The sequence below is a fragment of the Collinsella sp. HCP28S3_G2 genome, from assembly GCF_052065125.1.
GTDB lineage: Bacteria > Actinomycetota > Coriobacteriia > Coriobacteriales > Coriobacteriaceae > Collinsella.
The window spans coordinates 1-13,101 of sequence record NZ_JBQHUO010000009.1 but is presented as its reverse complement, the minus strand read 5'-3'; the positions used below and the strand labels follow the sequence as shown (position 1 = coordinate 13,101).

The following is a 13,101-nucleotide window of genomic DNA, read 5'->3' as shown; positions in this document are numbered from 1 at the left end:
CCGTTATTTCTACCTACTCCTCTTTTGATGCCGAGCTTAGCCAAGTGAGCCAAATTGCTGTGCCACCGGCGGTCAATAATGCGGTGAGAAAAGAGATGATGGGTGCATTGCCCGTATTTGGAAGATCCTGCGGAATGGCGCATTTTTGAACAACACGATCTTTATCGTGCGACTCGAGTTTTTCGCCTCCTCCGTTGCGGCAAAGGTCAACACGGGCACTGTTGGCGAGTGCGGTTTGGGGCGTATAGGATGAGGTTGCACACATCCGGATGATTGCTCCGTGTAAATCCGATTTGAGGGATGCCGCCGCGTCGTCAAGGTCGTCATGCTCGTCTTTAAGCCCATTGCGATTCCAAGAATCGTTGTCGCGCCGGGTCGTAAAGTCTGCGGAAACCGAGCCATACTCAAAGCGAATCCCCGTGATAACATCGTCGTCCGAAAGCGTAAGGTCCTTTACTTCGAGGGTGGAAGACTCCGTGGTCGAGACATCGGCTTTCCAAAGACTCCAGCCGTCGTAATCGACAATCCGCACATCCTCGCCCAGCCGCTCTTTGACCTCGGCTGTCTCGAGCCACGGGTTGGTGTGTTCATCGTCAAGTGTGGCGTTGGCCTTTTCCTTTATGCCCAACTTGTCTGCCGGTGACGTTCGATACCAAACATTGCAGAGCCCGTTTAAGTCGCCGACGGCGATCGGGGTTTTAATGGCGACAAGTTTGGCCGTGCCGTCTTTGGCACATTCGAGATCGTCGGTGACGGTGAACTCGTCGACCCAGGTGCTCGATTCGTTTTGAGCGTCGATGGTGTAGGAATAGGAGCCCTTACTGTCGGGTTGCGTCGCCGCCCGGTTTTTACCGTCGCCGTTCGCCACTGTTCCCTTTGCGGTTGGCCGCGCGATTTCTTGTCGCTTGTCGACGCTCCCCTTAATCTCAATCGGTGCATCCGTCATGGTTACGGCCTGGATCTTCCCCGTATCCTCGACTTCAAAGGATACGTCTTCAGCGAGGTCATAGGAGCGCGGGGACATTGTTTCGCGTAGGGTATAAGAACCGGGTTCAAGGTGCTCCACGCGATGGGGCTGCTCGGATGATATCCAAGAATCAATTTCTGTTCCATCGGCGTCGCATAAGACCAGTCGGGCGCCTTTAACTTCATGCTTGTCTGTTATATCGACCTTGGAGAAATCGACCTTGGTGTAATCATTAGGCAATTTGATCTGCGACTCGACCACGGGGACCTTCTGGTCGATATAAGTAAGCTCAACGATATGTGCTGTCCGATCAAGTAGATAGCCGTCGGGAGACTGGGTTTCAACGACTTCGTATCGTGCCGTTCCGCAACCCAGCGAAAGGTTGTCTACGCGAGCTTTACCCTGTTCATCAGTTGTGACGGCGGCAACGGCTTCACCGGCAAGGGCGGCAATGTGGCCATCGGGACAAACGATATCGTCGGCAGCGCGAATTTCAAACTTGGCACCAGATAGGGCACTGCCGTCTACTGCGTCAGCCTTCGCGATCTCGATGCTTCCGGTTGCCGCGCTGTTGAAATACGAGACGGCGGCGATAGGTGTGAGATCTGCATCGGCAGGAATCGTCACCTTCAGTTCGTCGCCCACAAGGTAGGGCGCTTTGGCTGCGACTTCTCGTACGTAATATGTGCCCGGCTTGAGCGATTCTGGCAACGTGACGGTGCCGGTCGCATTGGTGGTAAAGGTGTTCATAACGTTGTGCGTCGGATACCAGCATGTTTGAGAGATGGGTTCACGGTTGCTGTTGAGCAGCTGAAAACTAAAGCCGGCAAGGGGGACGGAAGCTCCCGTCTGGGCATCGCGTTTGATGATTTGGAGATGTGTCGAAAGGGTGTGATTGTCCACTATGTACTGAAGCTTGGCTCCGTCGGCGATTTGCTCGGGCGTGATGGTCCAATCCTCTGCCCGCTTGAAGCCTGTGGGAACAGTTTCCGGGACCTCGCGAACGGTATACCCCTCACGATCGTAGGGGATGGCGCCGTGGACGCCGTCCGGTCGTGTGCCCGCGCCAAACCAGGCCTTGGGCTGGTCTTTGGTGGATGCGAAGCCATAGATATTTGTCGTCAATGTGCCTACGACCTGCTTAGAGCTGTTGCTGACGATTTCAAAGACGACGCCTTCCGCTGGCTGTTCTAATCCCGATTGCTCGCCGTTCCCGTAATCCTTGAACTTGGAAATCTCGATGTCAAACGCAACATGAGTATTGGGGATGCGGCGTTCGAGCTCAACGACGCCCATGTCGTTTAGTTGATTGGGGCCGACCGTATAGGTCCAGCTGTCATGGGGGAGCAGGTAGCCCTCTGGTGCTTTCGATTCGTAGAGGGTAAAGGTTCCCAGGGGAATGCCGCTTAAGGTCGCCTGGCCATCGCCTTCGGTCGTGAAGGTACGCGTCCACCCAGGGGTAGATTGCGAGACACAGGTAAATTCGGCTTTGGCGAGCGAGGTTCCCGCCTGCGCTCCGGCATTCGTGGCGGCATCGGTTTTGACGACACGCAGCGTGATAGAACCTGGCTGCTCGTTGATTGTGACATGTCCGCCGCTTTTTCCGGTGGTAAAGGCAATGCGATCGCGTCGGGACAGATAGCCTGTCGGCGCTTTGGTTTCGATTAGGTAATATGCCGTGTTGGGCAAAAGTGTTGCCCGTGCACGACCGTTGCCGTCCATTTTGATGCTGCCGACGTGTTTGTCCGTGTTTTTCTCAAAGATGTTAAACGTCGCCCCACCTAACTGATACGTATCGTTCCCGCTGGTAATGACAGTGTTTGCAGATCTTTTTTCAAAGGATACGTTGATGGTGGGCAAAACGTAGAGCATATCCTGGTGCCGGCCTTCGTTAGAGACGGGTCCGTGATAGCGTCTGGCGCGATGCGGGTCGGCCTTAATATTTCCGGCTTTTGCGTTGTCGTAGAGCCAGCGCGCCGCCGCGACAACCTCGGCGTCTTGATCGAACTTGCCGCTTTTGGCAACGCCGGCGTTGTTTGTATACGCAAAAGAGCCATCGGGGCGCGTGGTTCCTTTGAGCATCCACACGGCAATCTGGGTCGCGGCGCGGGCGCGTTCGGCCGTTAGGTTATGGCCGCCAAATGATGTGGCGGAAGGGTATCCATGGCAGATGACGGCGGCAAACTCGTTGTCGAGCCATGTCCAACCCTGATTGTAGGTCCGCCAGGGTCCTCCTGGGCTGCTGGGGCCGGGGCAGTCTTGGTTCATGCAGTAAGAAATCGAGGCGTCTTGTGCCTCGTACTTGCCAATGCCAAACGGTCCGCACATATCGCTGATGGTGCGAAAACTAAGCGTATCGTTTCCATCGACGGCGCAGGCGGTACCAGGCGTGGCGCAGGCTAGAAACAACAAGAGGAATAGGAGCAGCGGTGCTGTTGCGATTGCGCTGTGGACAGAGTGCGTGGGTGCATTGGACATGGCTGCTCCTTATCCTTTGTGCGCCGCGCTGGGAGATTGCGGCGCGTGGGATGAGATTAGCGCCGGGGGTCATACGGGTAAGTACCGCGAGCTGACCAAGAACTTGCCAAGTTCCCAACAAATGGAGACCGGTTTTAGATAATCAAACAAAAGAGCAGGTAGAAGACGGTGTAAAACAGGTTACTCGAGTCCCTGTTTTCGCAATTCGAGCAACAAGAAGATGTTTTTCCATGCGTAAAACATGGGTTGGCGCCCTTGTATCAAACAAGACAACCGCGTTATACTATCCCCCACATATGCGGGCATCGCCAAGTGGTAAGGCATCAGCTTCCCAAGCTGACACTCGCGGGTTCGAGTCCCGTTGCCCGCTCCAGTTAAAAGTACAAGCACGGCACCATCACGGTGTCGTGCTTTTTTCAATAAAGTGCCGGGACTCGAACCCGACAGGGTGTGAACGTTAGGCAAATGGCAAAATGTTAGGTTAATACCTGCTGCCTATACTTGCACCTGCGCACGGTACAATGGTTGAGTTACGACCAACGTGCCAATAACCAAAAAGGAGCCGCTATGATCGATCGCTATACCCGCCCGGAGATGGGACACATCTTCTCCCTCGAGAACAAGTACGCCATTTGGCAGGAGATTGAGGTTCTGGCCTGCGAGGCCCAGGCGGAGCTCGGCAAGATCGGTATTTCTAAAGAAGAAGCTCAGTGGATCCGCGACCACGCCAACTTTGAGAAGGCGAAGGTCGACGAGATCGAAGAAGTCACGCGCCATGACGTCATTGCCTTCCTGACCAATATGAAGGAGTATATCGACGCCGATGTTCCCGAGGGCGAGCCTAAACCCAGCCGTTGGGTTCACTATGGCATGACCAGCTCTGACTTGGGCGATACGGCCCTGTGCTATCAGCTCACCCAGGCCTGCGACCTAATTATCGAGGACGTCAAGAAACTCGGCGAGATCTGCAAACGTCGCGCTTTCGAGGAGCGTAACACGCTCTGCGCCGGTCGCACTCACGGCATCCACGCCGAGCCTATGACCTTTGGTATGAAGTTTGGCTCTTGGGCCTGGGAGCTCAAGCGCGATATGGATCGCCTTGAGGACGCTCGCAAGAACGTCGCCTTCGGTGCCATCTCGGGTGCCGTTGGCACCTACAGCTCCATCGAGCCGTTTGTCGAGGAGTATGTCTGCGAGCACCTGGGTTTGGTTCACGACCCGCTGTCCACGCAGGTTATCAGCCGCGACCATCATGCCTACCTCGCCGGCGTACTTGCCACCACGGCGGCCACCTGCGAGCGTATCGCTACCGAGGTTCGCAATCTGCAGAAGACCGATACGCTCGAGGCCGAGGAGCCGTTCCGCAAGGGTCAAAAGGGCAGCTCCGCCATGCCGCACAAGCGTAACCCCATTACCATGGAGAAGGTCTGCGGCCTGTCGCGCGTCGTGAAGTCCAACGCTCAGGTCGCCTTCGACAACGTTGCCCTGTGGCATGAGCGTGACATTTCGCACTCTTCTGCCGAGCGCGTCGCCCAGGCCGATAGCTTTATCGCGCTTGACCACATGTTCCAGTGCCTTATCCGCGTTATCGATGGCCTCCAGCTGTATCCGGCTCGCATGATGGCCAACCTCAACAAGACCCGCGGTCTCATCTTCTCCTCCAAGGTTCTGTTGGCCCTCGTCGATACGGGCATTACCCGTGAGGACGCCTACGCAATCGTGCAGGAAAACGCCATGGCGACCTGGCATGAGGTGCAGGACTGCGTTTCCGGCCCCACCTTCAAGGAGCGCCTCGAGGCCGATCCGCGCTGCACCGTCAGCCAGGAGAAGCTCGACGAGATCTTTGATCCGTGGGACTTCCTCACCCGCATCGATACGGTCTTCGATCGTCTGGAGCAGCTGAGCTTCGAGTAGGTTCGGGCATAACGTTAGCTTTTTAGGGCGCTTTGCTGGTAATGTGTGTTGCCGGTAAAGCGCCTCGTTGCATTTATGGAAAGACGGGGATAATAGTCGTCTCGAATGACATTCTGAGAAGGAGATCGCATGATTTCGTTTGATTACAAGCCCCAGGGCGTGTGTACTCGCAATATTCACCTCAACCTTTCCGATGACGGCAGCAAAGTGCTGGGCGTTGAGTTTACCGGCGGCTGCAACGGCAACCTCAAGGCCATCTCTAAATTGGTCGAAGGTGTTTCTTCCGATCGTGTGATTGAGGTGTTGGCCGGCAATACGTGCGGCACGAAAAAGACCTCCTGTGCCGACCAACTTACGCGTGCCATCGAGGCCGCGCGTGCCGAGATTGCCTAATGAGTATTTTTGATCGCGTTAAGAATGGGGTAACGCGCCGAGGATTTGTGTTGGGTGGTGCTGCCGCGAGTGCTGCCACGCTGCTTGCGGGGTGCTCGAAAAAAACGGGCACCAGCGATGATGCTGCCGGTGAGCCGCAGGTTATCAAAGATGATTCCAAGATCGTCTCGATTACCGAAGAGTATGAGGCCGTCGACATTGATCTTAAGCCGACGGCGTCGTGGACGTTGCCATTGGGGACGCTACTGTGCTACTGCGATGGCGGTTACGCTGCGGCGATGATGGCGCCCGCATCTGCGCTGCATGCCAACACGCTTGGCGTGTTCAACATGGGGGACGGCTCACTCACCACGTTGATTGACGATCCTGTCGAGGGTTCCGGTTATGCGTTTTACGACGTTCGCGCCACCGATAGCGTGTTTGCGTGGGTTGAGATGAACTACGCGAATTCGTCGTGGAAGCTCTATGCGCAAACCCTGTCGGGCGCGGCGCTTACTGGTAATGCCGTTGAGCTTGATCGCGGCGGTGAGGACTACGACCCTCCGCTGTTTACCGCCTTTGACTCGTCGGTCATCTGGTACAAGATGCCTTCGACCGGTGGCAATAAGTCCGGCAGCGATTCATATTGCTACCGCCGTTCGCTCGATGAATCTAAAGCGGAGGCAATCTGGAAGTCGACAGGCCGCTTTGCGTCTGCACCGCGCGTGAGCGATGGCATCTTGACTATCTCACCCCGCGTGCGCAATGACGAGGGCGTCTATTACGGCATGACGGCGATCGACCTGACGGACGGCAACAATACCAAGAGGGCTCAGCTGGTCCTTCCTTCGTCGGTGTCACCTTTCGAGGCCGTATATATGGGCGATACGTTTGTGTTCTCCATTGAGGCGACCTATGCCGGCGTGGGCGGCCTGGGCAATATGGGTACCTACATTGGCAACGAGGGCGGCCCGTATCAATTTCTATCGCGCGAACCGCTTGCGTGCGCCGCCGGCAGGAAGGGCAAATATCTGGTTAAGGTTCAGGCATCGCATTTTCTGATCGATACCTCCGCTAAAACCTATGGTTCGCTGCTGTCGCCCGACCGCGCTCTCGAATATGGCGATTATCCAGCTACGGCGGGAAAATCGAATACGTTTTTAACCTATGCCACGGTGCGCAATAGCCAAGGAATTCCCGAGACGGTTACCGCTCGCCTGTTCTCTCTTTAGCGCCGAGGGGTTAAAAAGGCGCCAACGGGGGAATAAGCCCATTGTAACCGTGAGTACCGCCCGCCGAGCTGTCGCGCCCATGCGATGCCCGGTGGGCTCAGGTGCGTTAAAATGGGCTTGTTCTGAGCTAATTGAGACAGGGGGGCCGTGTTATGGCTTCAGATGCAAAAAAGATTCTGCTGGTCGAGGACGAGAAGGCGATCCGTGACGCTGTCGCTGCCTATCTCGAGCGCGAGGGCTACTGGGTTGTTGGCGTTGGCGATGGCCAGTCTGCGATCGAGGAGTTCGAGAAGCACCAGTTCGACCTGGTTGTGCTCGACCTTATGCTCCCCAAGATCCCCGGCGAGCGCGTTTGCCGCACTATCCGCGATACCTCGGATGTGCCCATCATCATGCTTACCGCCAAGGGCGAGATCGAGGATCGCATCATCGGCCTCGAGCTTGGTGCCGACGACTACCTGATCAAGCCGTTCTCGCCGCGCGAGCTCGTCGCCCGCGTTCGCGCCCTGTTCCGTCGTGCTCACCAGGCAGACGAGCCCGCCGTTGAGGTACTCGACTTTGGCGATCTGGTCATCGATATCTCGGGCCACAAGATCTTGGTCGAGGGCAAGGAAGTTGATTTGACCGCTTCCGAGTTTAAGCTGCTCACCACGCTTGCTCGCCATCCCGGTCGCGTCTATAACCGTATGGAACTGGTCGAGAAGGTGCTCGGCTACGACTTTGAGGGCTACGAGCGCACCATCGACAGCCATGTGAAGAACCTTCGCGCCAAGCTGGGCGACGACCCCAAGAAGCCTAAGTGGCTCTATACCGTTCACGGCGTCGGTTATCGCTTCGAGGCTCCGGCCAAGACCGATAAGTCGGACGAGAAATAGGTAAATCACATATGACACCTGCGCGCTTTGAAATCGGACAAAAGCACAAGCAGGAGAACGAGGCGGGTTCCAAGGCAAGTTGGAACACGCCTCGTTCCGATTCACGGCCGGCGATGAGCTATCCCTCGCGTATGGCTTTGGCTTTTGCCCTGACATCGCTCATGACGGTATTGGTGCTGGTGGGCGTTGTCTCCGTTGTGTGGGGCACCGTCTTTTCGGATTACACGCGCTCCAATATCGTCGAGATCGCCAATTCTGCTGCCGAAAAGCTTGCGACGTCGTATGAGGAAAACGGCAATTGGACTGCGGGCGAGCTGCGCACGGTCGCGACATCGAGCTTGGTGTCCGACGACCTGGGTATGCAGGTCGTCAACAAAAAGGGCGTTGTCGTTTATGACGACTCATGGCCTTCGGCAAGTGCGACCGCCGATGTGCGCGAGAGCGAATTGCCGTCGAGCAGCTCGAGCGGTAAAAAGGCCTCGCATAGCCCGGTCTCGTCAGCGCCCACCGATTCCGATAGCGTTGCCAACGTCGAAATCGTTACGTCCTCTGGCGAGCATGTCGGACAGGTAAAGCTATGGGCTATCGGCTCCGACGCTCTGCTCACTAAGGCAGATTCTGCGTTTAGGGAGAAGACCTTTAACGCCATGGCTCTTGCCGCGGTTGTTGCAATCTGCATCTCGGTCGTTATCGGATCGCTCGTGTCGCGCATGCTTACCAAGCCGATTCATCGTATTACGAGCACAGCCAAGCAAATTCGCGACGGCGATCTGTCTGCTCGTACGGGCTTGCGCGGCGATGACGAAATCGACCAGCTGGGTGAGACCTTTGACGAGATGGCCACCTCACTCGAGAAAGATATGAAGCACGAAAAGCGCCTGACCTCGGATGTCGCACACGAGCTTCGTACACCGCTCATGGCCATGCTTGCAACGGTCGAGGCCATGCAAGATGGCGTGTATCCCACCGACGACGAGCATCTGGAGACGGTCGCTTCCGAGACGCGTCGCCTGGCTCGTTTGGTGCAGCAGATGCTCGACCTATCGCGTATGGAAAACAGCACGGCTCCGCTCAATCTCGAACCGGTGGACATGGTTCCGTTCGTGCGATCGATTGTGAACGGCCAGGAGCGTCTGTTTGCCGACCGTGACCTTCGCCTTCGCTTTGCAGATGAAACCCAGGGGCACGACGATGTCGTCGAGGCCGATCCCGACATGATCACGCAATGCGTCATCAACCTCATGAGCAACGCCATGCGCTACACCCCCGAGGGCGGTTGGGTCGTAGTGTCGGTGCTCAGTGACCGCAAGCATGTCAGTATTGCCGTTTCGGATACCGGTATCGGTATTGCCAAGGACGATCTGTCGCGTATCTTCGGACGATTTTGGCGCGCCGATGCCAGCCGCGCCCGCGAAGCTGGCGGCCTGGGCGTCGGCCTCGCCGTAACTAAACAGATCGTCGAGCGTCACCATGGCTACATATCCGTGGAGTCGGAGCTTGGAAAGGGTACGACTTTTACGATTCATCTGCCCCGCGAGCACACGGCGGACGCGGCATCTACTACAATGGAGCACTAGCTTTTCGCTATTCGGTGAAGGAGGGGCCGCGTCCCTGCCGCTCCGAGTTTGCGAAAACGTGCGGTAAAGAACCCGCATTTCTGTCGTATTTAGGTAAGGAGTGACTCACGTGACAACGATGGAGCGTCGTCCGGATTCCCGTGGCAAGGTTCGTGATATCTACGATGCCGGCGAAAACCTGTTGATGGTCGCCACCGATCGCATTTCTGCGTTCGACTTTATTCTTCCCGACGAAATTCCGTTTAAGGGAGAGGTGCTCAACCGTATCTCGGCGTTCTGGTTCGACAAGTTTGCCGATATCGTCCCCAATCACCTCGTCTCCATCGATCCGGCGGATTTCCCCAAGGAGTTTGCCGAGTATCGTGACTATCTCGCAGGCCGCGCCATGCTGGTTAAGAAGGCCCAGACGATTCCTATCGAGTGCATCGTCCGCGGCTATCTGACCGGTTCGGGCAAGAAGACCTACGACGAGAACGGCACCGTCTGCGGCATCCAGCTGCCTGAGGGCCTGACCGAGGCCTCCAAGCTCCCCGAGCCGCTGTTCACCCCGTCCACGAAGGCCGAGATCGGTGATCACGACGAGAATATCTCGTTTGAGCGTTGCTGCGAGATCGTTGGCGAGGACATCGCCACGCAGATCCGCGATCTATCTCTTAAGATCTACAAGGCTGCCGCCGAGTATGCAGCGACCCGTGGCATCATCATTGCCGACACCAAGTTTGAGTTTGGTGTCATCGATGGCAAGGTCACGCTGATCGACGAGTGCCTCACGCCCGACTCCAGCCGTTTCTGGCCTGCCGCCAGCTACGAGGAGGGTAAGATTCAGCCTAGCTACGACAAGCAATTCGTCCGCAATTGGCTCAAGGCCAACTGGGATATGACGGGGGAGACCCCGCATCTGCCCGCCGAGGTCATCGATGGCACGTCCGAGCGCTATCGCGAGGCCTTCCAGATCATCACGGGCTCCCAGTTTACAAGCATGAAGGAGAACGCGTAAGTGAGTACCCGCAGCGCCACGAACAAGCGCACGCAATCCCACGAGGTTACCGGGGTTGCGCGCAAGTCCGCCGCATCCGCCAAGCCAGCTCGTCAGGCAGCGAGTTCTGTTCGCGTCGTGCCGGCATCATCCAAGGCACGCCGCAAGGAGCTCGAGAAGGGCGAGAGCCTCGAGGGCCTCTCTAAAGAGGAGAAGCGCGCCCGCAAGGCTAAGCGGCGCGCCAAGGAGGACCGCATCTACACGGTGTCGAGTATCCTTCTCAAGCAGGATGAGGACTACACCAAGCGCCGCCGCATCTGGTGGGCCGTGCTTACTATCGGCATGGTGCTCGTCGTGGCCATTTGGTCTTCGCTGTACTTCGCTCCCGCTGGCATGGTGTCCAGCCCCGTCCAGATGGCCGGCATTGTTTTGTCCTACATCGTCATTCTGGGTGACTTCATCTACGACTTCGTGCGCATCCGTCCCTTGCGTAATATGTATCGCGCGCAGGCCGAGGGTATGTCCGATAACAAGCTCAACGCTATCATCGAGCGCTCGGCTGCCAAAGAGGACAAGAAGGCCTCCAAGAAGAAGTAGTAGCGTTACAACCTATAGATATCGCTAAGATATAAGGCGCGTCGTTTTTTGCGGCGCGCCTTTTTACTGTCCTGTAGATAGATGGAGTGGCACATGATTCGAGCTGCCCTGACGGTCGAAGAGGCTCTGGAGGGTATGAAGTCCCTGGAGCCCAAGATTAAAAATTATGCGCGTCTCGTTGTCCGCAAGGGCGTCAACGTTAAGCCCGGTCAGGAGGTCGTCGTTCAGTCTCCCGTCGAGTGCGCGTCATTTGCGCGCGTGGTGGTTGCGGAGGCTTATGACGCCGGCGCCGGTCACGTGACGGTCATCTGGGCTGACGATGCCGTGACGAGGCTTACCTACGAACATGTCGAGAAAAGCTATTTTGAGCAGACTCCCGAGTGGAAGCGCATGCAGCTGGATTCGTTTGCCCAGGACGGTGCCTGCTTTATCTTTATTGAGGGCACGGACCCTGCTGCCCTCAAGGGTATCGATCCCGCTAAGCCTGCCGCAGCTTCTAAGGCGAGGAACATGCAGTGTAAGGTCTTCCGCCGTGGACTGGACTACAACATTAACCCGTGGTGCATCGCCGGCGCTCCGGTCGCTGCTTGGGCGCGCGAGGTATTCCCGGGAGACGCCGATGAGGTTGCAGTCTATAAGCTGTGGAATGCGATTCTGCACACCGCTCGTGCTGATGGCCAGGACCCGGAGAGCGACTGGGAGCTCCATGACGCCACATTCGAAAAGAACCTGCGCTTCCTAAACGATAATCAATTTGATTGCCTGCACTACACCGCTTCGAACGGAACTGATCTGACGATTGGAATGACGAAAGGCCATGAGTGGGCCGGCGGTAAGGGAAAAACTCCCGACGGTCACCCTTTCTTCCCCAACATTCCCACCGAGGAGGTCTTCACCTCGCCCGATCGTATGCGCGCCGACGGCATCGTGTACTCGGCTATGCCGCTCATTCACCACGGCAATAAGGTTGACGATTTTTGGATTAAGTTCGAGAACGGCCGCGTAGTGGACTATGACGCTCGCGTGGGTAAGGCAACGCTTGCGAGCATTATTGAAACCGATGAAGGTGCTGCTCATCTGGGCGAGGTCGCGCTTATTTCCAAGAACACACCAATTCGTGAAAGCGGCATTCTGTTCTACGACACACTCTATGACGAGAACGCCAGCTGTCACCTTGCGTTGGGTGTCGGTTTTCCCGAGTGCATCGAAAGCGGGTATGACATGTCCAAAGAGGAACTTCTGGAGCACGGAGTCAACGTTTCGAGCACGCACGTTGACTTTATGATTGGCACGGACGACATCGATATTACGGGCATTACACCTGATGGACGTGAAATTGTGATTTTCCAGAACGGCCAATGGAGTTGGGAATAGTCTCAGACCGTGGTACAATGCCATCCGCGGGCCGTTAGCTCAGCTGGCAGAGCAGGGGACTTTTAATCCCAAGGTCCAGGGTTCGAACCCCTGACGGCCCACCATAGAATAGAAAAGCGACTGGCGGATGCCGGCCGCTTTTTTTGTTGCCGGTGCACGGGTTCGAACCCGAAAGGGCGCGGAGCTGAGGAAACGCGTCAGCGTTTGCCAGCGCAGCGCGCGAGGCGCGGAGGCGCCGAAGCGGCCGCCCGCGCAGCGGGCCCGAACCCCTGACGGCCCACCATAGAATAGAAAAGCGACTGGCGGATGCCGGCCGCTTTTTTGTTGCCGGTGCACGGGTTCGAACCCGATCTTCTCTATATATAAGGACGCCTGGCGGCCAAAACCAGCCTTTTACCGACAGGAAACCAAAACCAGATGCCGTTAGAGTAAAGTAGCGCACCAGAGATGACCGATACCTCAACACCTATAAACCAGCTGGTCATCGCCAATACCGGAAGCCGATGCTTCAGATATGACTTCAGTGGAACAGCTGAAGGATCAATTTATTTGTGAACAAAATATGGAGTGCGTGATTCCCGCCCCCGGGGCCCCTCCGGTCTGGCAATATATCTCCTTGCCGCGCGGCCCGGTCGGACCGGATGAGACGCGCAGGCGTGCACCTTGAGAACCGGATACTGCGAGGATGGACACACATGATGTGTCGCATCCGGGCAGACATCGAACCATTTGAAATGGT

Annotated in this window: 9 protein-coding genes and 2 tRNA genes; 10 read left to right on the top strand and 1 reads right to left on the bottom strand. The window is 56.7% G+C overall.

Annotated features, from left to right (window positions below; genetic code table 11):
* Nucleotides 1-13: 13 nt before the first annotated feature.
* Complete coding sequence (locus tag ACTNB2_RS06255) at nt 14-3,445, bottom strand: SpaA isopeptide-forming pilin-related protein (RefSeq protein ID WP_441042231.1); 3,432 nt, start codon at nt 3,443-3,445, stop codon at nt 14-16.
* Nucleotides 3,446-3,743: 298 nt separating this feature from the next.
* Here ACTNB2_RS06255 and ACTNB2_RS06250 point away from each other — a divergent pair.
* From ACTNB2_RS06250 to ACTNB2_RS06205, 10 genes are all read left to right on the top strand, one after another.
* A tRNA-Gly gene (locus ACTNB2_RS06250) sits at nt 3,744-3,818 on the top strand.
* A 194-nt stretch (nt 3,819-4,012) separates the two neighbouring features.
* A complete protein-coding gene (gene purB / locus ACTNB2_RS06245) occupies nt 4,013-5,359 on the top strand; it encodes an adenylosuccinate lyase (protein WP_441042233.1) in 1,347 nt (448 codons plus the stop codon).
* Between the two features lie 129 nt (nt 5,360-5,488).
* Nucleotides 5,489-5,752: a TIGR03905 family TSCPD domain-containing protein gene (locus ACTNB2_RS06240; protein ID WP_427717875.1), complete on the top strand. Its 264-nt coding sequence runs from the start codon at nt 5,489-5,491 to the stop codon at nt 5,750-5,752.
* Complete coding sequence (locus tag ACTNB2_RS06235; RefSeq protein WP_441044787.1) at nt 5,752-6,963, top strand: hypothetical protein; 1,212 nt, start codon at nt 5,752-5,754, stop codon at nt 6,961-6,963. Before ACTNB2_RS06240 ends, ACTNB2_RS06235 begins: the two co-directional genes overlap by 1 nt.
* A 152-nt stretch (nt 6,964-7,115) precedes the next feature.
* Entirely contained in the window at nt 7,116-7,838 is a 723-nt protein-coding gene (locus tag ACTNB2_RS06230) for a response regulator transcription factor (RefSeq protein WP_006236208.1), read from the top strand.
* An 11-nt stretch (nt 7,839-7,849) separates the two neighbouring features.
* Complete coding sequence (locus ACTNB2_RS06225) at nt 7,850-9,415, top strand: sensor histidine kinase (RefSeq protein ID WP_154516828.1); 1,566 nt, start codon at nt 7,850-7,852, stop codon at nt 9,413-9,415.
* A gap of 118 nt (nt 9,416-9,533) precedes the next feature.
* A complete protein-coding gene (locus ACTNB2_RS06220; protein WP_154516897.1) occupies nt 9,534-10,412 on the top strand; it encodes a phosphoribosylaminoimidazolesuccinocarboxamide synthase in 879 nt (292 codons plus the stop codon).
* Nucleotides 10,413-10,988, top strand: coding sequence for a hypothetical protein (locus tag ACTNB2_RS06215; RefSeq protein WP_427717870.1), 576 nt, complete (start codon nt 10,413-10,415; stop codon nt 10,986-10,988). It begins immediately after the preceding gene.
* A gap of 93 nt (nt 10,989-11,081) precedes the next feature.
* Entirely contained in the window at nt 11,082-12,362 is a 1,281-nt protein-coding gene (locus ACTNB2_RS06210; RefSeq protein WP_441042235.1) for an aminopeptidase, read from the top strand.
* A gap of 28 nt (nt 12,363-12,390) precedes the next feature.
* A tRNA-Lys gene (locus tag ACTNB2_RS06205) sits at nt 12,391-12,466 on the top strand.
* The last annotated feature ends 635 nt before the right edge of the window (nt 12,467-13,101 follow it).